General features: G+C 68.8%; 23 protein-coding genes and 1 pseudogene. 16 read left to right on the top strand and 8 right to left on the bottom strand.

The window, feature by feature from the left end; translation table 11 throughout:
* Positions 1-93 precede the first annotated feature (93 nt).
* Positions 94-1,176 (top strand): site-specific integrase, encoded by a 1,083-nt coding sequence (locus AAID08_RS13935; protein ID WP_054502526.1) that lies wholly within the window; start codon positions 94-96, stop codon positions 1,174-1,176.
* 118 nt (positions 1,177-1,294) lie between these two features.
* Positions 1,295-2,848, top strand: coding sequence for a sensor domain-containing diguanylate cyclase (locus tag AAID08_RS13930; RefSeq protein WP_116793478.1), 1,554 nt, complete (start codon positions 1,295-1,297; stop codon positions 2,846-2,848).
* A 24-nt stretch (positions 2,849-2,872) separates the two neighbouring features.
* On the opposite strand, the gene AAID08_RS13925 is transcribed toward AAID08_RS13930, so the two are convergent.
* Positions 2,873-3,292 carry a DoxX family protein gene (locus AAID08_RS13925; RefSeq protein ID WP_054502528.1) on the bottom strand — a complete coding sequence of 140 codons (420 nt, stop codon included), beginning with the start codon at positions 3,290-3,292 and terminating at the stop codon, positions 2,873-2,875.
* A gap of 128 nt (positions 3,293-3,420) precedes the next feature.
* Between AAID08_RS13925 and soxR the strand changes: the two genes are divergently transcribed.
* Together soxR and AAID08_RS13915 are read left to right on the top strand one after the other, a co-directional pair.
* A complete protein-coding gene (gene soxR / locus AAID08_RS13920; protein WP_054502529.1) occupies positions 3,421-3,885 on the top strand; it encodes a redox-sensitive transcriptional activator SoxR in 465 nt (154 codons plus the stop codon).
* Between the two features lie 103 nt (positions 3,886-3,988).
* On the top strand, positions 3,989-5,752 hold the full coding sequence (locus tag AAID08_RS13915; RefSeq protein ID WP_395757757.1) for a diguanylate cyclase: 1,764 nt from the start codon (positions 3,989-3,991) through the stop codon (positions 5,750-5,752).
* Between the two features lie 70 nt (positions 5,753-5,822).
* On the opposite strand, the gene AAID08_RS13910 is transcribed toward AAID08_RS13915, so the two are convergent.
* Positions 5,823-5,972 carry a hypothetical protein gene (locus AAID08_RS13910; protein ID WP_155755625.1) on the bottom strand — a complete coding sequence of 50 codons (150 nt, stop codon included), beginning with the start codon at positions 5,970-5,972 and terminating at the stop codon, positions 5,823-5,825.
* A gap of 484 nt (positions 5,973-6,456) precedes the next feature.
* Between AAID08_RS13910 and AAID08_RS13905 the strand changes: the two genes are divergently transcribed.
* The 4 genes from AAID08_RS13905 (at position 6,457) to AAID08_RS13890 (ending at position 9,896) form a co-directional block, all read left to right on the top strand.
* On the top strand, positions 6,457-7,035 hold the full coding sequence (locus AAID08_RS13905; protein ID WP_054502531.1) for a TetR/AcrR family transcriptional regulator: 579 nt from the start codon (positions 6,457-6,459) through the stop codon (positions 7,033-7,035).
* Positions 7,036-7,116: 81 nt separating this feature from the next.
* On the top strand, positions 7,117-7,596 hold the full coding sequence (locus AAID08_RS13900; RefSeq protein WP_116793475.1) for a nuclear transport factor 2 family protein: 480 nt from the start codon (positions 7,117-7,119) through the stop codon (positions 7,594-7,596).
* A gap of 296 nt (positions 7,597-7,892) precedes the next feature.
* Complete coding sequence (locus AAID08_RS13895; RefSeq protein WP_054502533.1) at positions 7,893-8,363, top strand: tripartite tricarboxylate transporter TctB family protein; 471 nt, start codon at positions 7,893-7,895, stop codon at positions 8,361-8,363.
* Positions 8,364-8,366: 3 nt separating this feature from the next.
* A complete protein-coding gene (locus AAID08_RS13890) occupies positions 8,367-9,896 on the top strand; it encodes a tripartite tricarboxylate transporter permease (protein WP_395757756.1) in 1,530 nt (509 codons plus the stop codon).
* 88 nt (positions 9,897-9,984) lie between these two features.
* Here the strand turns inward: AAID08_RS13890 and AAID08_RS13885 are convergent, their stop codons facing one another.
* Complete coding sequence (locus tag AAID08_RS13885) at positions 9,985-10,317, bottom strand: SelT/SelW/SelH family protein (RefSeq protein ID WP_054502860.1); 333 nt, start codon at positions 10,315-10,317, stop codon at positions 9,985-9,987.
* Between the two features lie 101 nt (positions 10,318-10,418).
* Between AAID08_RS13885 and AAID08_RS13880 the strand changes: the two genes are divergently transcribed.
* Positions 10,419-11,624: a multidrug effflux MFS transporter gene (locus AAID08_RS13880; RefSeq protein WP_395757755.1), complete on the top strand. Its 1,206-nt coding sequence runs from the start codon at positions 10,419-10,421 to the stop codon at positions 11,622-11,624.
* A gap of 28 nt (positions 11,625-11,652) precedes the next feature.
* Here the strand turns inward: AAID08_RS13880 and AAID08_RS13875 are convergent, their stop codons facing one another.
* On the bottom strand, positions 11,653-12,126 hold the full coding sequence (locus tag AAID08_RS13875) for a DMT family transporter (RefSeq protein ID WP_395757754.1): 474 nt from the start codon (positions 12,124-12,126) through the stop codon (positions 11,653-11,655).
* An 82-nt stretch (positions 12,127-12,208) separates the two neighbouring features.
* Here AAID08_RS13875 and AAID08_RS13870 point away from each other — a divergent pair, with 82 nt between their 5' ends.
* Entirely contained in the window at positions 12,209-13,105 is an 897-nt protein-coding gene (locus tag AAID08_RS13870) for a LysR family transcriptional regulator (protein ID WP_244976930.1), read from the top strand.
* A 17-nt stretch (positions 13,106-13,122) separates the two neighbouring features.
* Here the strand turns inward: AAID08_RS13870 and AAID08_RS13865 are convergent, their stop codons facing one another.
* Positions 13,123-14,109 carry an aldo/keto reductase gene (locus AAID08_RS13865; protein ID WP_395757753.1) on the bottom strand — a complete coding sequence of 329 codons (987 nt, stop codon included), beginning with the start codon at positions 14,107-14,109 and terminating at the stop codon, positions 13,123-13,125.
* An 88-nt stretch (positions 14,110-14,197) separates the two neighbouring features.
* On the opposite strand from AAID08_RS13865, the gene AAID08_RS13860 reads away from it, so the two are divergent.
* Entirely contained in the window at positions 14,198-15,121 is a 924-nt protein-coding gene (locus tag AAID08_RS13860) for a LysR family transcriptional regulator (protein ID WP_054502538.1), read from the top strand.
* A gap of 90 nt (positions 15,122-15,211) precedes the next feature.
* Positions 15,212-16,006 (top strand): enoyl-CoA hydratase, encoded by a 795-nt coding sequence (locus AAID08_RS13855; protein ID WP_054502539.1) that lies wholly within the window; start codon positions 15,212-15,214, stop codon positions 16,004-16,006.
* A 9-nt stretch (positions 16,007-16,015) separates the two neighbouring features.
* Here the strand turns inward: AAID08_RS13855 and chrA are convergent, their stop codons facing one another.
* Positions 16,016-17,275 (bottom strand): chromate efflux transporter, encoded by a 1,260-nt coding sequence (chrA, locus tag AAID08_RS13850; protein WP_395757752.1) that lies wholly within the window; start codon positions 17,273-17,275, stop codon positions 16,016-16,018.
* Between the two features lie 255 nt (positions 17,276-17,530).
* Between chrA and AAID08_RS13845 the strand changes: the two genes are divergently transcribed.
* On the top strand, positions 17,531-18,859 hold the full coding sequence (locus AAID08_RS13845; protein ID WP_175167845.1) for an ATP-binding protein: 1,329 nt from the start codon (positions 17,531-17,533) through the stop codon (positions 18,857-18,859).
* A gap of 162 nt (positions 18,860-19,021) precedes the next feature.
* Here the strand turns inward: AAID08_RS13845 and AAID08_RS13840 are convergent.
* Positions 19,022-19,249 (bottom strand): annotated as a pseudogene (locus tag AAID08_RS13840) (transporter); the annotation flags it as partial.
* Between the two features lie 170 nt (positions 19,250-19,419).
* Complete coding sequence (locus tag AAID08_RS13835; protein WP_175190122.1) at positions 19,420-20,985, bottom strand: TerC family protein; 1,566 nt, start codon at positions 20,983-20,985, stop codon at positions 19,420-19,422.
* Positions 20,986-21,566: 581 nt separating this feature from the next.
* Between AAID08_RS13835 and AAID08_RS13830 the strand changes: the two genes are divergently transcribed.
* From AAID08_RS13830 to AAID08_RS13820, 3 genes are read left to right on the top strand one after another with little or no spacing between them, the layout of a single operon-like run.
* On the top strand, positions 21,567-22,304 hold the full coding sequence (locus AAID08_RS13830; protein WP_395757751.1) for a gluconate 2-dehydrogenase subunit 3 family protein: 738 nt from the start codon (positions 21,567-21,569) through the stop codon (positions 22,302-22,304).
* Positions 22,297-24,069 carry a GMC family oxidoreductase gene (locus tag AAID08_RS13825; protein ID WP_054502862.1) on the top strand — a complete coding sequence of 591 codons (1,773 nt, stop codon included), beginning with the start codon at positions 22,297-22,299 and terminating at the stop codon, positions 24,067-24,069. The genes AAID08_RS13830 and AAID08_RS13825 overlap by 8 nt, the downstream gene beginning before the upstream one ends.
* Entirely contained in the window at positions 24,066-24,965 is a 900-nt protein-coding gene (locus AAID08_RS13820) for a c-type cytochrome (protein WP_395757750.1), read from the top strand. The genes AAID08_RS13825 and AAID08_RS13820 overlap by 4 nt, the downstream gene beginning before the upstream one ends.
* Positions 24,966-25,157: the final 192 nt, after the last annotated feature.

The raw sequence follows: 25,157 nt of genomic DNA, 5'->3' as shown, positions 1-25,157 counted from the left end.
CACCTTCAGGGGCGGGTAGCGAAGTAGCGGAATGATAGTATCCACGGGCCGTGCCACGCCAGGCTCCCCGCTCCCGGTCATTTCCCGCCCCGCATGCTGCCCACTTCTCCGGCCCCGCTGCCCCTGCTGGACCCACGCGCGCTCGACCGCCAGGCCGACGCCGCCATGCGCGACCTGCTGCGCGAGGGTAGTTCGCCCAATACGGCCGCCAGCTATCGCGCCGCGATCCGCTACTGGTCGGCCTGGTTCGGCCTGCGCTATGGCCGGCCCCTGGCGCTGCCGCTGTCCGAGGCGGCGGTGATCCAGTTCGTGGTGGACCACGCCCAGCGGACCGGCGCCCAGGGGCTGATATCGGAGCTGCCGCCGGCGCTGGACAGCGAGTTGGTGCGGATCAAGGCCAAGGGCCGGCTCGGGCCGCCCAGCCTGAACACGCTGTTGCAACGCCTGTCGGTGCTCTCCAAGGCCCATGAGCTGGCCGGGCTGCCCAACCCCTGCCGCGCCGCCGCCGTGCGCGAGCTGCTGGCCCGCACCCGCCGCGCCTATGCCCGCCGGGGCGCGACGCCGGCGCGCAAGGACGCCCTGACGCGCGAACCGCTGCAGGCCCTGCTGGACACCTGCGACGACTCCCTGCGCGGCCTGCGCGACCGGGCGTTGCTGCTGTTCGCCTGGTCCAGCGGCGGCCGGCGGCGGTCCGAGGTGGTCGGGGCGACCGTCGAAAACACGCGCAAGGTGGGCGAGGATTACCTCTATTTGCTCTCGCACTCCAAGACCAACCAGTCCGGCGCCGACCGCGCCCAGGACCGCAAGCCGATCGCCGGCGCGGCGGCGCTGGCCCTGGACGCCTGGCTGGCCGCCAGCGGCATCCGCCAAGGCGCCCTGTTCCGCCGCATCCGCCGTGGCGATGTGATCGGCGAGCCGCTCGCCGCCGCCGCGGTGCGCGCCATCGTCCAGGAACGCTGCCGCCTGGCGGGCATCGAGGGCGATTTCTCGGCCCACAGCCTGCGTTCGGGTTTCGTGACCGAGGCCGGCCGCCAGAACGTGCCGTTGGGCGACGCCATGGCCATGACCGGCCATGCCAGCGTGGCCACCGTGATGGGGTATTTCCGCGCCGGCGCCGCGCCCCGCTCGCGCGCGGCGCGCCTGCTGGACACGCCATCCGGGGACGAAACACCGTAGCGCGCCAACCACACCCGCTCGATCCCGGCGAGACCCGAGGCGCGCTTGCATACAATGGCGCCTGCCGGCGCTGCGCAGCGCCGCGCCCATAACGAGACCCATGCCTGCTGTGCTCCCCATGCGAATCAATCTACGCGGCCTGGTGCTCGCGCTTACGATATTCAGCGCCATCGCCGCTACCGCCAACGCCTTGTACGCCAGTTACCGGCTGCAGCGCGAGCAACTCATCACCACCACCCTGGAAGCAAACCGCGTCTACGCCGCCAAGCTGGCGCAGAGCGCCGGCGGTTTTCTCAAGGCGGCCGAACGCCAACTGGGCTACAGCGCGCGCCAGATCGCGGCGCACATGGGCGCCCCGGACATGCTGGCGGCCGAGGTTCGCCGGGTACAGGAGCAGAGCGACACGTTCAATTCGGTGGGCGTGGTGGGCGCCGACGGCGTGCTGCTGGCCACCACCCAGGATTTCCGCAGCTTTGTCGGCACCCGGATCGACAGTCCGGGCAGCCGGGTCGCGCTGCAAAGCCGTCATCCGGTCATCACCAAACCCTATGTCTCGATCGCCGGCAACCTGCTGATCAACCTGTCCTATCCGGTGCTGGCCGCCGACGGCCGCTTCCTGGGCTACATCGCCGGCACCCTGCACCTGCGCAGGGAAAGCGCGCTCAACGACCTGCTGGGCCTGCACCACTACAAAGACGGCTCCTATCTCTATGTGGTGGATGGCGACGGGCGGCTTATCTATCACACCGATGCCAGCCGGGTCGGCGAAGTGGTGAACGGCAATCCGGTGATCGAAGCCGTCATCGAGGGCCAGGCCGGCGCGCGCCGGGTGGTCAATTCACGCGGCGTGGACATGCTGGCCGGCTACGCGCCGGTGCCCGCCAGCGGTTGGGGCGTGGTGGCCCAGCGCCCCACCGCCGTGACACTGGAACCGATCCGCGAGCTGCTGTGGGCGCTGCTGGGCTACGCCGCGCCGCTGGCGTTGGTGTTCCTGCTGGCGATCTGGTGGTGTGCGCGGCAGATCTCGCTGCCGCTGTCGCAACTGGCCACCAACGTCGAACATCATGACGTCGCGGTGGCGATGCAACGGGTCAAGTCGGTGCGCGCCTGGTATTTCGAGGCCGAGCGCCTCAAGCGCGCGGTGATCTGGAGCTTCACCACCCTGCAGGAAAAGATCGGCAAGCTGAACCTGGCCAGCATCACCGACCCGCTGACCGGCCTGCGCAACCGGCGCGGCACGCAGGACGCGGTGGATCACCTGCAGGCTTCGGGCACGCCGTTCTCGGTGCTGGCGCTGGACATCGACCATTTCAAGCGGGTCAATGACACCTACGGCCATACCGCGGGCGACAAGGTGATCCAGGACGTGGCGCAGTTGATGCGCGACTGCTCGCGCCCCGGCGACATCCTGTGCCGCAACGGCGGCGAGGAATTCCTGATCCTGCTGCCGGGGGTGGCGCCGACGGAAGCAGTGATCGTGGCCGAGCGGCTGCGCCAACGCACCGCGGAGCGCGACTTCCCACAGGTGGGCGGGATCACGATGTCGGCGGGCGTGGCGCAATGGCCGACCAGCGGGCCGGACGTGGTCCAGGTGTTCCACGCCGCCGACGCCGCCCTCTATGCGGCCAAGCAGCAGGGCCGCAACCGCGTGGTGCTGCACGGCACTCCCTAGGGCCCGGGGCCGCCGCAACCCCCCCTAAGCCATCGCCAACGCCCGGTAGTGGCTGGCGATGGCGGCCGCGAACAGGCCGCCGATTACCGACACGTGCTCCAGCGCGAAGAACAACGCCAGCCTGGCCTGCGGTTCGGGCAGGCGCCAGAAGGCGTGAACGATGAAGATCGTCAGCGCCAGGAACACCGCCAGCGCGGCGGCGGCCAGCCAGACAGCACGGTCCGCCAGGATCAGGATCGAACCGGCCAGCATCAGCGCCGCCACCGCGATGTTGAACAGGCGGGCCGGTTCCAGCCCCGCGCCCCGCATTTCCGCCACCCCGCCCTGGAAATCGATCAGCTTGGCCGCGCCCGAGGCGATGAAAACCACCGCCAGGCACAGCCGCGCGATGAACCAGAGCCAGGAGCTCTGAAGCACGGGTTCGAGGTATTGCGGCGTCTGCATGGGTGCTGCTCCTGATGGTCGGCGTTGTCCCGCCCGCCCGGCGGGCGCGGCGGCAAGCCGGATCCGGCGGGTTGCCAAATCCAGCGCGGCGGACTATAAGACCTCAACTTAACTTGAGGTCAACTTCCATGGCGGGCGACAAGCCGATCGACATCACGCGGCTCATGACGGTGGGCGAAGTCGCCCGGCGCAGCGGGGTGCCGGTCTCGACGATCCACTTCTACGAAACCAAGGGATTGATCCAGAGTTCGCGCAGCGACGGCAACCAGCGCCGCTTTCCCGGCATCGTGCTGCGCTACATCGCCATCATCAAGGTGGCGCAACGCACAGGCATTCCGCTGGAGGAAATCCGCGAGGCCATGTCGCGCTTCCCGCAGGACGGCAACCGTCTCAGTCCGGCGCAATGGAAGGCCCTGTCGTCGCAATGGCGCGCGAACCTGGATGAACGCATCCGCAAGCTGACCCGGCTGCGCGACGAACTGGACAGTTGCATCGGCTGCGGCTGCCTGTCGCTCAAGGACTGTCCGCTGCGCAACCCGGACGACGTGCTCGGCCGCGACGGGCCGGGCCCACGCATCCTGGAACGGCCCTGAGCCGCCCGGCGAGACGTCATGCGGCGCGCGGCGATGGCCTGGCAGCCGCGCAATTACAGTATCCTGCGCGCACAGCCACATCGCATCAGGCCGGCCTATCCGTATGTTGCGCAGTAGATTCTCGATCAAATCACTGGAACGCTATTTCCTGATATTGGCGGCGGGCGTGCTGCTGCCAATGTCGGTCCTGACGGGAATCCTGCTGCTCCAGAGCCGCGCCGCCTATCTCGCCACCGGCGAAGCGCTGCGCGCTTTCGCCATCGTCCGCACCACCATCGCGGCGATGGAAACGGTGTCCGCCGAGCGTGGTCCCATGAATGCCGCCCTGGGCGCCGACTACCCGGTCGGGGCATCCCTGCTGGATGGGCTGCAGGCGGCCCGCGAACGCAGCGACACGCGCATCGCCGAACTCCTGGCGCTGTACCGCGCCCCGCTCAGTCCGAACAGCGCGCGGGAGTTCACCAACATCCAGCGCATCCGCTACGCCCTGATCAAGGCCCGCGCAGACGCCGACGCCCTGATCGCCACGCCGCGCGCCGACATCTCGGGCCAGCGCGTGCTGGCGGCGGTGAACGGCATGGTGGCGCTGGTGCCCGAGCTGCAGGCGGCAATGGCCGAGAGCGCCGGCGTGGTGATGCGGAACGGAGCCGACGCGCCCAATCTGCTGACCCTGGCGTTGCTGGCGAGCGAGCTGCACGAACAGGCGGGCCTGCTGGGCTCGACCTTCACGCCGGCGCTTGCCAAGCACCGCCAACTGACCGAGTCCGACGAATACCGCATTGAACGGGTGCTGGGACGCATCGACCAGTTGCACGACCTGCTGGAGATGCGCCTGGCGACGCGGCCGGACCTGCGCGAGTCGCTGGCCTACGGCGACCTGCGGTATTTCTATTTCGGCGAAGGCATGCGCTATCTGGCGGAAGTGCGCGACATGGCGGCGCTGCAACCCGGCGGCGCCACCATCAGCGCGCGCGAGCTGGCCGCGACCTACGTGCCGCTGATGCATGCCATCAGCCAGTTCCGCGACCTGATGCTGGACCTGATGGAGGCGAGCATGCGCGAGCATCGGCGCGACGCGATCCGCTTGCTGGTCATCACACTGGTCGCCGCCACCGCGCTGGCGGCCGCGCTGATGCTGTCGCTGCGGCAGTTTCGCCGGCGCGTGATACGGCCGTTCGTGCAGGCCACCCGCATCATCGGCGCCATCGCCAACGGCACGCCCGTCGCCGCGATCCCCGTGGGCAAGTACCGCGGCGAGGTCGACGGCATGTTCGAGGCGCTGAGCGTGCTCAAGGACAACGCCGCCGCGCGCAAACGCGCCGAACTGGAGCGCGACCGCCTGATCGTCGACCTGGCGGTGATGGCGGAGACCGACTTCCTGACCGGCCTGCTCAACCGCCGCGCCTTCGAGAGCCGCCTCGATCAGGCCCTGTCGCAATGGCGCGACGCCGGCACGGCATTGGCCTTCATCCTGTTCGACATCGACGATTTCAAGGGCATCAACGACACCTACGGCCACGCCAGCGGCGACCAAGCCCTGAAAACGGTGGCCGACCTGTGCCGGCAGACCTGGCGGCAGGCGGATGTGGTCGCGCGGGTGGGCGGCGAGGAATTCGCCGTGCTGTGCCGGGCCCACAAGGCCGCCGAGGCGGTGGAGATGGCCGAACGCATGCGGCAGCGCATCGCGCGGGCCAGGGTGGCGGCGGAAAACGGCGCGGTGTTCGGGCTGACCGCCAGCTTCGGCGTGGCGCTCGCGCGCGGCCCCGGCATCGAGACGGCGGACAGCTTGTTCCGCCGCGCCGACGAACTGCTCTATCGGGCCAAGGTGGATGGCAAGAACCGGGTGGCGCCGGAAAACACCGACTGACGGCGGGCGCCTTTGTGCCGCCAAAAAAAAGCCGCGTCGGAGTCGACGCGGCGTTGTTGCCTTGGAGGGGTCAGTCAGGAACGCGGGTCGCGTTCTTGTCCTGGGCGGCCTCGGAAGTTTCCGGGCGGGTGGAGGTTTCGGGGTCCGGGCGCGAACCTGGCGCCTTCCAGTTCAGCGGCGGAACTTCGAAGCGCGGTTTCTTGGCGATCAGTTGGGACATGTGCGTACTCTCCTGTGTGCGATGTCGGCCTGCCCTGCGCAGGGAACGACTCGGATATCCAGCGCGCCCGGGATGCCCTGGCGGCGATGCAAGGCAGGCATCAGGAACGGGCGCCAGGGCATGGCCCTGGGGTCGTCGGCAAAGCCGGCGGCGAAGCAAGACGCTTCGATGGCCCCCCCTTTGGGGGAAGGCCAAGGCCTGCGCGCGGCATTGGCTTGGCGGCATCCGGAACAATTGCCGGCTTTTTGTGTGACGATCTAAGTATTTTAGTATTAATTAACAGATAAAGCAAGCATCTTGAGATTGGCTTATGTATCTGAATGGTGCGGCGACCCCTGCACCCGACGCCCGGACAGGGACGGCACAGCAAGTGAACCGAGCCCGTGCGTGGGGGGCGCGCTCACCGCCTGACCGACTCGCTTGACCGAAGAGAATGATCGTTCTACCATTGCCTCCATCGCATATAGAACGATCATTCTCAGCCATGCCCGACACGCCCAACCTCCCGCCCGACGACGCGCGCCTGCGCCTGCTCCAGGCCACCGAACGGCTGGTCTACGCCGGGGGCATCCACGCCACAGGCATGGATCTCATCGTCAAGACCTCCGGCGTGGCGCGCAAGCGCGTGTATCAGTACTACCCGAACAAGGATGCGCTGGTGGCCGCGGCCCTGCGGGCGCGCGACGAACGCTGGATGCGCTGGTTCGTCGACGCCACGTCGCGGGCGGCCACCCCCAGGGCGCGGTTGCTGTCCATGTTCGACGCCTTGCGTGAATGGTTCGCCAGCGAGGACTTTCGCGGCTGCGCGTTCCTCAATGCCGCCGGCGAAATCGGCGATGAAGCCAGTCCGGTGCTGGCGGTGGCACGCGAACACAAGGCGCGGCTGCTCGACCACATCCGCGCGCGGGTCCGCGATGCCGATCTGCCCGAGCCCGACGAGGCCGCCGCGCAATTGCTGGTGCTGATCGACGGCGCCATTGCGGTGGCGCTGGTCTCGCGCGATCCGGCCATCGCCGACAGCGCGCGCCGCGCCGCCGCCGCGCTGCTGGGCCCCGGGGACTGAGGCCATGACCCTGCCCGCCCCTTGCGCCCGGCCACGCTCGTGGCATTCCCGTTTTTTCCACCCGCCTGCGAGGCCAGCGCGATGACATCGACCCCCACTACCCGCCCCCCTCTTCCTCCCTTCACCCGCGACAGCGCGGCGCAAAAGGTGCGCCTGGCCGAAGATGGCTGGAACAGCCGCGACCCCGACAAGGTCGCGCTCGCCTACAGCCTGGATACGCGCTGGCGCAACCGCGCCGAGTTCGTCAACAGCCGCGAGCAAGCGCGCGCCTTCCTGGCCCGCAAATGGGCCAAGGAACTGGACTACCGACTCATCAAGGAACTGTGGGCCCACGACGGCAACCGCATCGCCGTGCGCTATGCCTATGAATGGCACGACGATTCCGGCAACTGGTTCCGTTCGTACGGCAACGAAAACTGGGAGTTCGGCGAGGACGGCCTGATGACGCACCGCTACGCCTGCATCAACGACCTGCCGATCCGGGAAGCGGACCGCAAGTTCCACTGGCCGCTGGGCCGGCGTCCCGACGATCACCCGGGGCTGTCCGAACTCGGCCTCTGAACCCACGGTGCGACGCTCGGCGGCGAGTCCCTTGCCCGCAGGGCGTCGTCGACGCCCTGCCTCGCGACGGCGGCAAGCGGGCCTCGCGGTCCCGGGCTCGACGATCAGCGTTAACGGCCCCTAGGGATTTCCCGTGTTTTTTCCACGCGCTCCGCCTTGCGTGGAATTTTTTTCCATTTCCTGAAAGGTATTCGGAAGTTTGGATTCTTAGACTCCCGCATTCATTGGAATGTCAGCTTTCATTCAGGCCGAAGTCAGTCCGAATGAAAACCACAACAAAGGGAGGAATGAATCCAATGCAATCAAGACGCAGCGTCATCAAGCGCGAGGCGTGGGCCGCGGGCACGATGATCGTGCTCGGCCTGGGCGCCATCGCGCAGGCATCCACGTACACCCTGGGCAGCCTGGCCCGCATGGGCCCCGGCCTGTTTCCCGCCATTCTCGGCGTGCTGCTGGTCCTGCTGGGACTGATCATCGCGCGCATGGCCTACTCGCCAATGATTACGGAAGAGGACGCCGAAGAGGTCCCGCCGCCCGAGTGGCGCGGCTGGGGGTGCATCATCGGCGGTCTCCTGACCTTCATCCTGCTGGGCAAGTATGGCGGCCTCGTGCCCGCCACCTTCGCGCTGGTCTTCATCTCGGCCATGGGCGATCGCCAGCACACGCCGCGCAGCGCCGCGCTGCTGGCCGTGGGGGTGACCATTCTCGGCGTGGCCGTTTTCTCGTGGGCGCTGCAGTTGCAGTTTCCGCTGTTCCGCTGGGGCTGATCGATGGAAATCCTCAATAACCTGATGCATGGCTTTTCGGTCGCGTTCGTGCTCGACAACCTGCTGTGGGCCGTGTTCGGCGTGTTCATGGGCAACCTGATCGGCGTGCTGCCGGGCATGGGCGTGCTGGCCGCCATCTCGATCCTGTTGCCGCTGACCTACACCATGACCCCGACCGCCGCGCTGGTGATGCTGTCGGGCATCTACTACGGCTCGCAGTACGGTGGCGGCATCACCTCGATCATGCTGAACCTGCCGGGCACCGCCTCGCACGCCGTGGCCTGCCTGGACGGCAATCCGCTGGCGCGCAACGGCAAGGCCGGCTCGGCGCTGTTCATGCTGATGTTCTCGTCGTTCTGCGGCGCGTCCGTCGGCATCCTGGCGATGATCCTGTTCTCGCCGCTGCTGGTCGACGTGGCCTTCAAGTTCGGCCCGGCCGAGTATTTCTCGATGATGATGCTGGGCCTGCTGGCCGGGGCCACGCTGGCCAAGGGCTCGGCGATCAAGGGCGTGGCGATGGTGGTGGTCGGCCTGCTGCTGGGCGTGATCGGCACCGACGTCAACACCGGCACCATGCGCTTTCACTTCGGCATCCTCGAACTGAGCGACGGCCTGCAGATCGTGGCGCTGGCGATGGGCCTGTTCGGCGTGGCCGACTTCCTCAAGAACATCAACCAGATCGGCGGCGACACCAAGGTCACCAGCACCAAGGTCAGCATGAAGTCGATGCGGCCCGAAGCCGGCGACATCAAGCAGTCGCGCGGCGCCCTGGTGCGCGGCACCGCCATCGGCGCGGCCTTCGGCATCCTGCCGGGCACCGGCCCGACCATCGCCTCGTTCATCTCGTACGCGGTGGAAAAGAAGGTGGCGCGCGAGCCGCGCCGCTTCGGTCGCGGCGCCATCGAGGGCATCGCCGGCCCCGAGGCCGCCACCAGCGCCTCGACCCAGACCAGCTTCATCCCCACCATGAGCCTGGGCATTCCGGGCGACCCGGTGATGGCGCTGATGCTGGGCGCGCTGATCATTCACGGCATCCAGCCGGGTCCGCAGATGATGGTCGAGCACGCCGACATGTTCTGGGGGCTGATCGCCAGTTTCTGGGTTGGCAACGTGCTGCTGTTGCTGCTGAACCTGCCGCTGATCGGCATGTGGGTGCGCCTGTTGACCGTGCCGTTCCGCTATCTGTTCCCGGCGGCGCTGTTCTTCGTCTGCGTCGGCGTCTATAGCACCAACAACAACCTGTTCGATGTGGGCATGGTGACCTTGTTCGGGGCGGCGGGCTATGCGCTGATCCGACTGCGCTTCGAACCGGCGCCGCTGCTGCTGGGCTTCGTGCTCGGGCCGATGGTGGAAGAGAATTTCCGCCGCGCCCTGCTGCTGTCGCGCGGCGACCTGTCGATCTTCGTGACGCGCCCGATCAGCCTGGGCTTCGTGCTGGCCTGCGTGATGCTGATCGCGTTGCTGCTGGTGTCGGCCGTGAGGCAGAAGCACAAGGCGCAAGCCGCACTGGAACAAGCCCGCACGGCGGCCTGACCGGCCTCGACGGTGTGACCCACAGCCGCCCTCGGGCGGCTGTTTTTCCTGGCGCGAAAGACTCGTCGCGCGGGCGGACAACGGCCCGCTAGGCCTCGGGCGGCGCCGCCGGCCCCACGACGTGGCCATCGATATGGCCCAGCGGCCGGCCCGGATCGAGCCGGTCGCGCACCCGCTGCTTGAGCACCTTGGCTTCCGGAAAACCGCCGTCGCGCTTGCGGTCCCAAACCAGTTCGCCATCGTAGGTGATCTGGAAAATGCCGCCGGTGCCGGGCTGCAGCACCACCTCGCCCAGGTCGGTGGAGAACGTGGACAGCAGCTCCTGCGCCATCCAGCCGGCGCGCAGCAGCCATTGGCACTGCGTGCAATAAAGGATGACGATGCGGGGACGATGGGCGGCGGGCGGGGTGGCGGTCTGCATGGCGCGGATCATTCTACGCCAGCCGGGTACGCGCGGCGCGTGTCGCCAGTCGTGGATAATGTCAGGTTTTCCCGGGCGCGCGGTGCGCCCTGAGTCCGCCAATGAAGTCTGCATTACCCGCGCGAAGCCAACGGTGGCTGATCGGCCTCCTGATGGGCCTGGTCACCCTGACACCGATGGGCATCGACATCTACCTGCCCTCCCTGCCCGCCATGGCCGTCGGCTTCGGCCAATCGATCAGCGCGCTGCAGGCCAGCATCACCCTCTTCATCTTCTCGGTCGGCGTCGGCCAGATCCTGATCGGCCCGCTGGCCGACCGCTACGGCCGCCGGCCGGTGGCGCTGGGCGGCGCGCTGGCCTACCTGGCCGGGTCGGCGCTGGGCGCCGCGGCCAATACGCTGGAGCTGTTCTACGCGGCCCGCGTGATCCAGGGCTTGGGCGCGTGCTCGGCTTCGCTGGTGGCATTCGCGGCGGTGCGCGACCGCTTCAGCCCGGCGGTCGGGGCGCGTGTCTACAGCTATCTGAACGGCGCATTGTGCACGGTGCCGGCGCTGGCGCCGATGCTGGGCGGCGCGCTGGCGGTGCATGCCGGCTGGCGCAGCACCTTCGTCTTCATGGTGCTGTTCGCACTGGCGCTGGCCGCGCTGCTGGCGTGGCGTTTCACCGAAACCCGCGCGGCCGCGCCGGCGCGCGGCACGCCCCTGTACAGCCTGCGCCGCTACGCGCCCATTGCGGCCAGCGGCCGCTTCCTTTACTTCGCCATTTTCGGCATGGCCGGCATGGCCATGATCCTGGTGTTCGTGTCGGCCGCGCCGGTGGTGCTGGTGCAGCAGCTCGGCTATTCGGAGCTGGGGTTTTCCGCCTGGTTTGGCGGCAACGCCGCCATCAACATCGCGGCGTTCTTCCTGGCGCCGGTGTTCATTGCGCGCTTCGGCCGCTATGCCATGCTGCGGGTCGGCATGATGGCGCTGCTGGCGGCCGCGCTGCTGCACCTGGCCGCCTGGCGCTGGGCGCCCGCGGCCGCTTGGATCTTCATGCTGCCGGTGGCGGTGCTCACCGTCGGCTTTTCGCTGGCGCTGGGTTCGGCGCTGAGCCTGGCGCTGGAACCCTTCGCCGATCGCGCCGGCACCGCCGCCGCGGTCTATGGGCTGTTCCAGATGAGCGGCTCGGCTGTCATCGCCACCGCCCTGCTGGACCAGGGTGTGGCCCCGCAAGCGGCGATGGGCCTGATCGGCGTAGTGATCGTGGGGCCGCTGCTGTGCCTGTCGGGCGTGATGGCCCGCCGCGTCGCCGCGTCTTCGCACTGAGCGCCCGGCCCACGCCGTCCGGCGTGGCTCACGCCGCCGCGCGCGGCGCGTTCGACAGGTGCATCAACAGCGCGCCGGCGGCGATCAGGGCCGCGCCCGCCAGCCGGCCGGGATTGAGCGCGCTGCCGACGAAGCCCACCAACGCATAGCGGTCCAGCAGCAGCGCCGCCAGCATCTGGCCGGCGATCACCGCCGCCAGGAAGGCGCCCGCGCCCAGGCGCGGCGCCAGCATCAGCGCCGCCGTGATGTAGAACACGCCGGCCAGCCCGCCGGTCCAGCCCCACCACGGCAGCCGGCCGATCTCGGCAAAGCTCGGCGCCGGCACGCGCAGAACCGCCATCACCGCCATCGCGGCGATGGCGCTGATGGCCAGCGAGACCATGGTGGCCCACAGCGGATGCCCCAGGTGACGGCCCAGGGCGGCATTGGCGCCGGCCTGGATAGGCACCAGCGCGCCCGCCAGCATGGCGGCGGGAACGGCGTAGAAGGTCGTGGTATTCAAGGTTTGCTCCGATTCAAGAGGGATTGGCTTTATTCTCTTATTCGTCAACCGTTGAATCCAATTCGATATTTGTCTATTCAATATGCAGCCAGTGAATAATTTACGGGCCATCGACCTGAATCTGCTGGTGGTGCTGGACGCGTTGCTGCACGAGCGCAACCTGACCCGCGCCGCCGCCCGTCTGCCGATGAGCCAGCCCGCCATGAGCCACGCGCTGGCCCGCCTGCGGACGCTGCTGGGCGACCCGCTGTTCCATCGCACCCGTGGCGGCCTGCGGCCCACGCCGCACGCCCTGGCGCTCGAAGCGCCGCTGCGCGATGTGCTGGCGCAGGTGCGTCGGCTGTTGGCGGGCGCGGTGTTCGAGCCGGCGGCGAGCCGGCGGGCGTTTCGCCTGGCGATGTCCGACTATGGCGCGAGCGTGCTGCTGCCGCCGCTGATGCGGCGCCTGCGGCGTGACGCGCCGGGTATCGACCTGGAGATCAGTTATGCCAGCCGTAGCGGCATGATCGCGGGCGTGGCCGACGGCCAGCTCGACCTGGCGCTGGCCGTATTCGGCGAGACCCCCGCCGACATTCAGCGCGAGGTGCTGTTCGAAGAGCGCTTCGTCTGCGTCGTCGACGCCGCCGCTGGCCTGCCGTCGACATTGGAGGATTACCTGGCGCGACCGCACGTGCTGGCGGCCGCCAGCCAGGACCAGCGCGCGGCGGAAGTGGACGCGGCGCTGGCCCGCCTCGGCCAGTCGCGCCGCGTGGCGCTGCGGCTGCCGCATTGGACGGCGGCGTCCGCCGTGCTGGCCGGCACCGACCTGGTGCTGACGGTGGCGCGGCGCTCGGTGACGCCGGCGCCGGCCGGCCTGGCCGTGGGGCCGGCGCCATTCGCGATTGCGCCGCTGGCGTTCGAGATGATCTGGCACCAGCGCGCCGACGCGGACGCCGGCCTGGGCTGGCTGCGCGCGCTGCTCGGCCAGGTGGCCGGCTGAGGCGCGGCGGGCGCCGCCTATTCCCGCGCGCGCGGCGCCATGAACTCGGGGCCGACCGGATCGAGGACGTTCTTTTCCAGCAGTTCGTCGATGTCGGCCATGTCGGCGTCGCTCAGGTGCCAGCCGCAGGCCTGGTCCACGCCGTCCAGTTGTTCGGGACGGCGCGCGCCCCACAGGGCGATGGTCGGGCCGCTGTCCAGCACCCAGCGGATCGCCAGGGCCAGCACCGGCTTGTCGTAGCGGATCCGCGCCATGGCCTCCAGTTCCTTGGTGGCGCGCACGTACTGCTCGAAACGCGGCCGGCGGAACTTCGGATCCGCCGCCCGCAGGTCGTCGGCGCCGAAGGTGGTGTCCACCGTCATGCGACCCGACAGCAGGCCGCGGCACAAGGCGCCATAGGCCAGCACGGCCAGCCCGTGCTCGCGCGCATAGGGCAGCACGTCGCGCTCGATGGCGCGCTCGAACAGGTTGTAGGGCGGCTGCACCGACGCCAGCGGCAGCACCGCGCGGAACGCATCCATCTGCTCGGGCGAATAATTGCTCACCCCCACCGCCAGGATCTTGCCTTCGCGCTGCAACGCTTCCAGCGTGCGCGCCGTGTCCTCGATCGGCACCAGCGGATCGGGCCAATGGATCTGATACAGGTCGATGCGGTCGGTGCGCAGGCGGCGCAGCGAATCCTCCACCTCGCGCCGCAGCCGCTGCGGGCTGGAGTTGCGCCGCACGCCCTCGCCGGCCCATTCCAGGCCGCCCTTGGTGGCGATGACCGCCCGGTCGCGCATGCCCGCCAGGGCCTGCCCCACCATTTCCTCGGAATGGCCGAAGCCATACACCGGCGCGGTGTCGATCAGGTTGATGCCGCGCTCGACCGCGCCGCGCAGGGTGGCGATCGAGGCCGGGTCATCGGCGCCGCCCCCCATCCAGCCACCGATCGCCCACGTGCCCAGGCCGATTCTCGACACAGGCGTGGGGATGCCTTCAATACGCATGGTCTCGACCAGCATGACTTCTCCTACACAAAAGGGTTGATGAGTGTAGGTCAGGTATTATTGAATCGGATTCAACGATTTATTCATCTTCGCCCCGCTGTTCATGCCGTCCTACAGCCGCCACGACCTGGCCGATCTCAGCGCCTTTGCGGCCATCTGCCGGCGCGGCAGTTTCCGCCTGGCGGCCATCGAACTGGGCGTATCGACCTCGGCCCTGAGCCACGCGCTACGCAACCTGGAAGATCGCCTGGGCGTCAAGCTGCTCAACCGCACCACCCGCTCGGTCGCGCCCACCGAAGCCGGCAGCCGCTTGGCGGCGCAACTGGACCAGAGCTTCGGCGAGATCGGCGCCGCCCTGTCGGAGCTGGACCGCTACCGCAGCGGCCCGCTGGGAGGCCTGCGCATCAACGCGCCGCGCGATGCCTCGCGGCTGCTCCTCAGCCCGGTGCTGGCTCGCTACCTCGACGACTATCCCGGCGTGAAGATCGAGGTCGTGGTCGACAACAACATGGTCGACATCGTCAAGGCCGGCTTCGACGCCGGCATTCGCTTCGGCGACACGGTGCCGCAAGACATGGTCTGCACGCCGCTGACCCCGCCATTGCGCTGGGTGGTGGTGGGCGCGCCCGCCTATCTCGGCCGCCACGGCACGCCCAGGACGCCCGAGGACCTGTTGCGCCACGCCTGCATCCGGCTGCGGCTCGGCGACCAGACCATGTACCGCTGGGAACTCGGGCAGCCGCCGCGCGCGCACGCCATCGACGTGCCCGGCGCGCTGATCGTGAACGAAACCGACATGGCGCTGGACGCCGCGCTGGACGGCATCGGCCTGGCCTATTGCCTGGAGCGCTGCGCGGAGCCGCACCTGCGCGCCGGACGCCTGCGGCGCGTGCTGGACGAGTGGTCGCCAGCGGGCGCGCCGCTGGTCATGTACTACCCCAGCCGGCGGCAACTGGCGCCCGCGCTGAGCCGCCTGATCGAAGCGATCCGCGGCGCCAACGGGCTGCCCGGCGCGATCGACGGCTAGGCCCCGCCAATCGCCCCGCATGGGTCGCGCCGGTCCGCAGGCGGCGCCAGCCTGCTATCGTGGAGGCCAGCCCCCCCTTTCGGAGACGCCATGCCCGCCGATGCCCTACCCCAGGACCCCTTGCTGTTGCACACGATGCGCGATGGCATCGCCACGCTGCGGTTGAACCGGCCCGCGCAATTCAATGCGTTGTCCGAAGGCTTGCTGGACGCGCTGCGCGCGCGCATCGACGCGCTCGCCCGTGAACCCGGCCTGCGCTGCGTGATCCTGGAATCGGCCGGCCGCGCGTTCTGCGCCGGCCACGACCTGCGCGAAATGCGCAGCCAGCCCGCGTTCGATTACTACCTGGCGCTGTTCCGCAAGTGCGGCGGCGTCATGCAGGGCCTGCAGGCCCTGCCGGTGCCGGTCATCGCCAAGGTCCGCGGGGTGGCCACCGCGGCGGGCTGCCAATTGGTGGCGAGCTGCGACCTGGCCGTGGCCGCCGACAGCGCGCGCTTCGCCGTCTCCGGCATCAATGCCGGCCTGTTCTGTTCCACGCCGGCGGTGGCGCTGAGCCGCAACGTGTCGACCAAGCGTGCCTTCGAAATGCTGGTGACCGCGCGCTTCATCGACGCGGCGCAGGCGTGCGACTGGGGCCTGCTGAACGACGTCGCGCCGGACGCGGAGCTGGATGCGCGGGTCCAGGCGCTGGCCGACGTGATCGCGTCCAAGAGCCCCGCCGCGATCCGCCACGGCAAGCGCATGTTCTACGCACAGCGCCAGATGGCGCAGGCCGAGGCCTACGAATACGCCGCCGAAGTCATGGCGCGCAACATGATGGAAGAGGACGCGGCCGAAGGCATCGACGCCTTCCTGCAAAAGCGCGCGCCGCGCTGGCGCCCGTGATCGGCGGCGCTACGCCAGCCAGCCCAGCGCCCAGCCGCCCGCGGCGGCGGCCAGCACCACCCACAGCGGCGACCAGCGCGCATACACCAGCAGGCCGAACAGGCCCAGCGCCAGCGCGAAATCCGCCTTGGAGCGGATCGCGCCGGTCCAGACCGGGTCGTACAGCGCCGCCAGCAGGATGCCCACCACGGCCGCGTTGACGCCCGCGACCATGTTGCGCACGCCGGGTCGGCGCCGCAGGCCTTCCCAGAAAGGCAAGGCGGCGGCCACCAGCAGCGCGCCGGGCAGGAACACTGCCACCAGCATGGCCAGGCCGCCGGCCCAGCCCGGCAATGGACCGGACGAGACCGCGCCCAGGAAAGCGGCGAACGTGAACAGCGGCCCCGGCAGCGCCTGCGCCACGCCATAGCCCGCCAGGAAATCCGCGCTGGACACCATGCCGCCGCCAACCGCGGCCGTCTCCAGCAACGGCAGCACCACGTGCCCGCCGCCGAACACCAGCGCGCCCGCGCGATAGAACCCGGCCAATTGCGTCGCCAGCGGCGCGTCCGACAGTGACGCCCATAGCGACAACCCCGCCAGCAACAGCGTGAACAGCGACAGGCAGAGATAACCGGCGCTGCGCGACACGCTCTCGGCCCGGTTCGCCAGCAGCGGCCGAGGCGGCACCTGCAGCAACACGGCGCCGGCCGCCGCGCCCAGCACGATGGCGCCGATCTGCCCCAGGGTGGTCGGTAGCGCGACGGCGATCAACGCGGCGACGATGGCCAACCCGGCGCGCGGCGCGTCCGGACAGAGCGAGCGGCCCATGCCCCACACCGCCTGCGCGATCACCGCCACGGCCGCCACCTTCAGGTCATGCACCAGCGGCAGGCTGGCCAGGCCGCCGAAACGCGCCAGCCCCAGGCCCAGCAGGATCATTACCAGCGCGGACGGCAGCGTGAACGCAAGCCAGGCCGCCAGCATGCCCGTCCACCCGGCCCGTTTCAGGCCCAGCGCCATGCCGACCTGACTGCTGGCCGGGCCCGGCAAAAACTGGCACAACGCCACCAGATCGGAAAACGCATAATCGTCGAGCCAACGGCGGCGATCGACGAATTCCTCGCGGAAATAGGCCAGGTGCGCCACCGGGCCGCCAAAGGCGGTCAGGCCGAGCCGCAGAAAAGCGAAAAAGACCTCCGCACAGGTTCCGCCTCCAGCCGTCTCGGCCTCGCTGGCCACCGCTTTACTGGCGACGCGTTCATCGTGGGAAGGGGGTTGCGGCGGCATCGGGCTCGACACTCTGGAACGGTTGGCGCCGGCCGGTCGCGCGGCGGCGTGATTCAAGCTTATAGCCGGGCGGCGCGGCAGTTTCAATCGTTCGCGCGGCACGGTTCCGCCAGAGTACTGCATCAAGCTTCACAATTTCCATACAAAATCCGTTGGATAGCCCGATATCCGCTCTGTAGAATACGCCGGCCCACCGCGGTGGCCAGACGCGTCGAGCGGCAAATGTGCGGCGCCCGCGCCCACAGGAATTCCAGAATGCTCAAGTTCACGATCCGTATTTTCGTGGTCGCCGCCATCGCCTACATTGCCGCCTCGCAATTAGTCAACCGCAGCCTGGGTTATCTGCTCGAATCGATCAGCGCCGATCTGTCGTACGAGGCCGTGCGCGGCCAGATGTACGCGCTGCATAAAGAACTCGATCCGATCGAGCCCGAATCACGCGCCGCCTTCATCCGCGATTCCCTGCGCCCGCACTATGGCCTGGAATTGAAGCTGGTGACACCGGAACGGATCGAAGCGACCGAACAGGAAAAGCAGGATCTGGCCACGCGCGGCTTCATCATGCGCGACGAATACAACACCTATCTCGCTCCCCTGCCCGGCGAACCGCGGCAATGGCTGGAGATGCGCCTGCCCGGCGAACCCACGCTGGAAAAGTGGATCACATGGGGCGCGTGGCTGGCGCTGAGCATGGTGCTGGCGGCCGTGCTGCTGCTCCTGTGGGCGCTGCCGGTGTGGCGCGACCTGGATTCGCTGCGCAACGCCACCCTGCGCATGGGCCAGGGCGACCTGGGCGTACGCGCGCGCCTGTCGCATTTCTCCGGCATCCGCCATGTCGGCGAGAGCTTCAATCAAATGGCCGAGCGCATTTCGGCGCTGGTGGAGAATCAGCGCAGCCTGACCAACGCCGTCTCGCATGAATTGCGCACGCCGCTGGCTCGGCTGTCGTTCGAGGTCGACATGCTGGGCCAGGAGAAATTCCAGGCGCGGCGCGAACAGATCCTGCACGACATGCGCACCGATATCCGCGAGCTCGAAACCATGGTCGACGAACTGCTGGTGTACGCGCGGCTGGAACGTCCCGCCGACGACGTCGTCAAGCAGGAAACCGTGGACGTGCGCGACTGGCTCGGCGAAGCGCTGGCGCAGGTGGCGCACCAGGCCGACGCGCGCGGCGTGCATTGCCACGTGCGCGACGGCCTGCCGGCGCATGTGCAGTTGCATCCGCGCTACATGAGCCGGGCGCTGCTCAACCTGGTCCAGAACGCCGTGCGTTACGCCAGCGCGCGCATCGAAATCTCGCTGACGAGCTGCCCGACGGGCGGCTACGAATTGATCGTCGATGACGACGGCCCGGGCGTCGCGCCTGTCGATCGCGAGCGCATTTTCGAACCCTTCATCCGGCTCGACGAAAGCCGCGACCGCGGCACCGGCGGCGCCGGCCTGGGCCTGGCCATCGTCAAGCGCGTGGCAGCCAGCCACAAAGGCACCATCGAAGTGCGCGAAAGCCCGTTGGGCGGCGCGCGCTTCATATTGCGCTGGATGTCCACGCCCGTCGCGGCGGATTCAGCAGGTAGTTGCTGATGTCGAACGCGCCGTCCTCCGGATCGGTGAACTTCTGCGCTGCGGCGGCGCCGCAGACCAGCCACAATCCCAACACACGCGAGACACTCCGCATAGACGGCTCTCCCGACGACTCGGTCCGGCGACCTGGCCGGACGCCGGACCACGGCGCGTTGGCGCGTTTCAGAACACCAGCGTGGCCGATGCCATGAAGGTGCTGCTGCTATCCAGGCGGTTGGTGCTGCTGAGGGTCGGCACCCAGCGCAACCCGAGCGACAGCGAGCGCTTGTCGGCCAGCTTGCGGTCATAGGTGAGGACCGGACCCAGCGCCCAGTCGCGGCCCCGGAAGCCATTCAGCCGGTCGGCGGTGGGACCGCTGTCGCTGCCGAGCTGCTGTTGCGTGCCGAGCAACCGTTTTGGCGTGTAGTAATGAATTAACCAATAGTGCGATCGGTTTTACCGGACGGCGCGATCGAAACAAATCGCAGGGCGCGCGGGGCGCAAATAAGAAACGCAGATAACAAAGCGGGAATGCCCCTTTCGGGGATTCCCGCCCATATTGAAAATACCGCGGCGCGTCGTCAGGCTGGCGCGGCCGCCCTGCGCGCATGGATCTGGTCAATGCGCAGTCCATCGCGGCGCGTGATCTCGAAGCGCCAGTCGCGCCACGCGATCACGTCGCCGGTTTCCGGAATCCGCCCTTCCGCACGCAGCAGCCGGCCCGCCAGCGTCGCGTCGTCGGCGCCCTCGGCCAGCTCCGCCGCCTCCAGCACCCGCGCCGCTTCGGCCAGCGCCAGGCGCCCGTCCAGCAGCCAGGAACCATCCGACAATTGCAGCGCTTCGGGCGGCGCCTCGCTATTTTCCGGCAGCTCGCCGGCCACCGCGGTCAGCACGTCCATCGGCGTCACCAGCCCTTCGCACACGCCGTGCTCGTCGACCACGATCAGCATGTGGTCGCGCGAGGCGCGCAGTTCTTCCAGCACCTTCAGCACCGGCGTGGTTTCCATCACGTAGCGCGGCTCGCGCGCCAGCTCGACCAGGTCGATCGGACCCGGGTTCTGCAGCAGCGGCAGCAGGTCCTTGAAGTGCAGCACGCCCAGCACGTTGGCCGGATCGCCGGCGCACAGCGGCAGGCGCGAGTGGCCCGAGGCGAACTTGCGCACGATCGCGTCGGGCGTGTCGGCCACATCCAGCCAGATCATGTCGCCTCGCGCCACCATGATCGCGCGCACATCATGCGCGCCAATGGCCAGCACCCGTTCGATCATGGAGCTTTCCTCCGGCGCGAACGCCGGTTCCTCGCCGACGCTGTCCACCAGCGCCACCACATCGTCGGCCGGTTGCGGCGCCTGGCCGCCGCGGCCGGCGCGCAACAGCCGCAGCACGGCCTGCGCGGTGCGCTGGCGGCGGCCCAGGGCATGCGCGCCCTTGGCCCGGTTGCGGCGCGCAAGCTGGTTGCACAGCTCGATCAGGATCGAGAAGCCGATCGCGGCGTACAGGTAGCCCTTCGGCACGTGGAAGCCCAGGCCTTCGGCCACCAGGCTGAAGCCGATCATCAACAGCAGGCCCAGGCACAGGATCACCACGGTGGGGTGACGCGCCACGAAGCCCATCAGCGGGCGGCTGGCCAGCATCATCACGGCCATGGCCACCACCACCGCGATCATCATGATGCTCAGGTCCTGCACCATGCCGACCGCCGTGATCACCGAGTCCAGCGAGAACACCGCGTCCAGCACCACGATCTGCAGGATCACCTGCCAGAACACCGCATGCTGCACCTTCTGGCCGCTGTCATGGCCGCTGCCGCCCTCGACGCGCTCGTGCAGCTCCATCGTGCCCTTGAAAAGCAGGAACAGGCCGCCCAGGATCAGGATCAGGTCGCGCCCCGAGATCTCGGCGCCCAGCACGGTGAACAGCGGCGCGGTCAGGGTCACCACCCAGGCGATGCTGGCCAACAGGCCCAGACGCATCAGCATGGCCAGCGTCAGGCCGATCATGCGGGCGCGGTTGCGCTGCGCCGGCGGCAGCTTGTCGGCCAGGATGGCAATGAACACCAGGTTATCGATACCCAGCACGATTTCAAGAATGACCAGCGTCGCCAGGCCAAGCCAGGCGGTCGGGTCGGACATCCAGTCAAAGATCATCAACGTTCCACAAGAAGACTCAGAAGCGGGCGAGCGCGCGGGTCCGGCAACGCCGGGGCCATGGCGAGGGGCGAACTCGGAGAGAATGGAGCTGGGCCGCGCGTGCGCAAGGCGCGGACGGTGTCGGACAGGCCGGCGGCGCGCGGCCGCCTATGCGGGGCGTGGGCGCTGCGGCGAGATCGCGCGGAGCCGGCCGTGCGGGGCCGGACGCCGGAAGTCGGCAGGGAGGGGAAACCGGGCGCCGCCACGTGAGCGGCGCCATACTAGGAGGCGGGTCGTCGGTCATAGATGGCGAAACCGTCCTCGCTTGCCGGGCAAGCGCAGGCCGCGTGTTCCGCCGTGCTCTCATTCTTTCAGGAACCTGAATATTAGCTGAAATGTAAGCGAGAGAAAAATCCGGGACGACCCGCATCGGGAGGGTGTCGCCGTCATCGAATCAGTGACAAACTCGATGCTCATACATATAAGCTGTCGCGGGATCCCTTTCACTCGGGAGCCGAACGCTCCGAAGGTTGTCGCCTCGCGGACCGCGCGCCGGGGGCCAGCCTCGCCGGACGCAGGCTCCGCCGCTGGAGCGATGAATGAAAGACCAACCTGTTTCCGCACGCCGCGGGCTGCTCAAGGCCCTGGCCGTGGGCGTGCCCGGCGCCGTCTGGGCGCCCCATGCCGCCGCCGCGCCCGAGGCCACGCCGGCCCCTGCCGCAGCTCCTCCCAACCGCACGCTCAAGTTCTTCAACGCCCAGGAAGCGCTGGCGATGGACGCCATCGCCGCGCGCCTGATCCCGGCCGACGAGCTCGGCCCCGGCGCCAAGGAAGCCGGCGTGACCCAGTTCGTCGACGGCCAGTTGGCAAGCGCCTGGGGCGCGGGCGAGCAGTTCTACCGTCAGGGCCCGTTCGAGGCCGGCACGCCCGAGCAGGGCTACCAGTTGTCGTTCACGCCCGCCGAGATGTTCCGGCGCGGCCTGGCGGCGCTGGACGCCGCCACCCGCAAACAGGATGGCAAGCCCTACGCCGAACTGGACGCCCAGCGCCAGGACGCCTGGCTGCACGACATGCAGGCCGGCAAGCCGGATTTTTCGCCATTGCCGTCGGCCGTGTTCTTCCAGGCCCTGCTGGACGCCACCATCGAGGGATTCTTCTCCGACCCGCTGTATGGCGGCAATATCGACATGGTGGGCTGGAAGCTGGTCGGCTTTCCCGGCGCCTACGCCTCGTTTTCCAACGACATCGAGCGCCACGGCGTGATCTGGGCCGGCCGGCCCGTATCCATCGCCAATGCGCGCGCCCACGCCATGAAACCGGGAGATGGCCATGGCTAAGACGCTCCCCGCGGTGGATGTGGCGATCGTCGGCGGCGGCTGGACCGGCGCCATCATCGGCAAGGAACTGGCCGCGGCCGGCCAGCGCGTGGTGGTGCTGGAACGCGGCGAGGCGCGCTGGCCCTCGCCCGATTTCCAGGGCCCCTACGTCCACGACGAACTCAAGTACACGCGGCGCCACGAGCTGCACCAGAACGCGGCCACCGAAACCTTCACCTTCCGCAACAACACCGACCAGAAGGCGCTGCCGATGCGCCGCTGGCAGTTCGCCTACCCCGGCACCCACCTGGGCGGCGCCGGCAACCACTGGTCGGGCGCGTACTACCGTTTCGATCCGACCGACTTCCGCCTGCGCAGCCACTACACCGAGCGCTACGGCGCCAAAATCTTCGATCCCGAGCTGACCTGCCAGGACTGGCCGCTGACCTACGACGAACTGGAGCCATACTTCGACCGCTTCGACTACCTGATCGGCGCCTCCGGCCAGGCTGGCAACATCAAGGGCCAGAAGCAGGAAGGCGGCAACCCGTTCGAGCCGTGGCGCTCGCGGCCCTACCCCAACCCGCCGATGAAGGTGCCGTATGCGCCGGCGCTGTTCGGCGAGGCCGCGCGCAAGCTCGGCTATCACCCCTACGTGCAGCCGTCCGCGCTCTGTACCCGGCCCTATGTGAACAGCGAAGGCCTGCACATGAGCGCCTGTGTGTATTGCGGCTTCTGTTCCAACTTCGGCTGCGAGCACTTCGCCAAGGCCTCGCCGCAGGTCTGTATCCTGCCGGTGGCGATGAAGTTGCCGACCTTCGAGATCCGCACCGGCGCGCATGTGCTGCGGGTCGAGCTGACGCCGGACAAGAAGCGCGCGCGCGGGGTGACCTACGTGGACGCGGCCGGCGCCGAGATCTTCCAGCCGGCCGAGATCGTGGTGCTGTGCGCCTTCGGCATCAACAATGTGCGCCTGCTGCTGCTGTCCGGCATCGGCCAGCCCTACGACCCCGTGACCGACAAGGGCGTGGTGGGCCGCAACTACACGCACCAGACGACGTCCGGCGTGAACCTGTTCTTCGACGAGTCCGTGAACATCAATCCGTTCATGGGCGCCGGCGCCGTGGCGGTCACCATGGACGACTTCAGCGCCGACAACTTCGATCACGGCCCGCACGGCTTCGTCGGCGGCGGCTACCTGCAAATCCAGGTGGTCAGCGGCGCGCCGATCGGCTTTCATCCCACGCCAAAGGGCACGCCGGGCTGGGGCGCCGAATGGAAGAAGGCTGTCAAGCGCTACTACAACCACGCCGCCAACATCACCATTACCGGCTCGGCCCAACCGTGGCGCGGCGGCTACCTCAGCCTGGACCCCACCTACAAGGACGCCTGGGGCCTGCCGCTGCTGCGCGTGACCTACGACTTCCCCGACAACGACATCCGCATGTCGGCGTTCCTGACCGAACGCGGCGACGAGATCGGCCGCGCCATGAAAGGCGTGACGCAGACCGAGCCGGGGCCGCGCAAGCGGCCGTTCTCGGCCACCGTGTACCAGTCGACCCACCTGACCGGCGGCGCGGCCATGGGCAGCGATCCCGCCACCAGCGTGGTCAACCGCTACGGCCAGTCCTGGGACGTGCCCAATGTCTTCGTTACGGGCGCGGCGCTGTTTCCCCAGAACTCGGGCTACAACCCCACGGGCACGGTGGGCGCCACTGCCTATTGGATCGTCGAGAAAATCAAGGCGGACTACCTGCGTTCGCCGGGACGGTTGGTGTCATCATGATCGAACATCGCAACGGCATCTTCATCGCGGTGGCGCTGATGGTGGGCGTGCCCGCCGTCACACTGGTCGCCACCCTGCACCAGATGTTCGGCACCGGCGGCGACGGCACGATCCGCGCCTCCGCGGTGCAGGCCCCGCCCGCGCCGGCTCAACCCGCGGCGCCTGCGGCGTCGGGCGCGCCGCCGGCCTCGGCCACACCGGCCACGGCGGCGCCGGCGTCCTCCGCTGCGCCCGCCCCCTCGGCGGCCTCGCCGGCCGCGCCCGTGCCCGGGCGCAGCGCGCTGGACTTCAGCGCATCGCGTCCGGCCTGGGAGGGCTATCTTCGCGGCGCCGACCCCGAACAGGGCAAGCAGCTCGCCGCCGCGGGCAAGCCGGCGGCAGGCGTGCAGGCCTGTGTCGCCTGCCACGGCCAGGCCGGCATCACGCCCACCGGCGGCATCTTCCCCAACCTCGCCGGCCTGACGCCCGAGTACATCGCCAAGCAGTTGGCGGACTTCCGCCAGGGCACGCGCAAGCAGCCGCTGATGAACACCATCGCGCAAGCCCTGAGCGAGCAGGAAATCGGTCAGTTGGCAGCCTATTACGGTAGCCTGGCGGGACCGCCGCTGCACGTGGGCGAAGCCGGCGGCGAGGCGGCGCGCAAGCTCGACCAGGCCGGCGACGGCAGCCGCGCCCTGCCCGCCTGCGCCAATTGCCACGGCCTGCGCGGCATCGGCGAAGGGCCGTTGCTCCCGCGCTTGGCGGGCCAGTCCAAGGAGTACTTCGCGGACCAGATCAACGCCTTTCGCAACGGTTCGCGGCAGAACGACGATGTCGGCGTGATGCGCGCCTTCGCGCAGCGGCTGACCGACAGCGAGATCGAGGCGCTGGGCCAGTACTACGCGGGCACGCGCTGATCCGGCCACGGTCTCGGAGGGCGGCGCCCTGCCCGCGGCGCCGCCCTCCGAGGCCTTGCGTCCGACCTCGCTTTCGCCTGGCCGCCCCGTGGCGCGCGGGATGTGTTCCATTGCATATGAATATTCATCAAGTCTGTTTTTTTACTTGGTGTTTTCCCTAATCCCTTCATATAATTGCCGCACCATCAACCA

It is taken from the genome of Achromobacter sp. EB05, from assembly GCF_044232075.1.
Lineage (GTDB): Bacteria > Pseudomonadota > Gammaproteobacteria > Burkholderiales > Burkholderiaceae_B > Achromobacter > Achromobacter dolens.
Note: the sequence above shows the minus strand (reverse complement) of the source record. Positions and strands in the feature narration are given on the sequence as shown.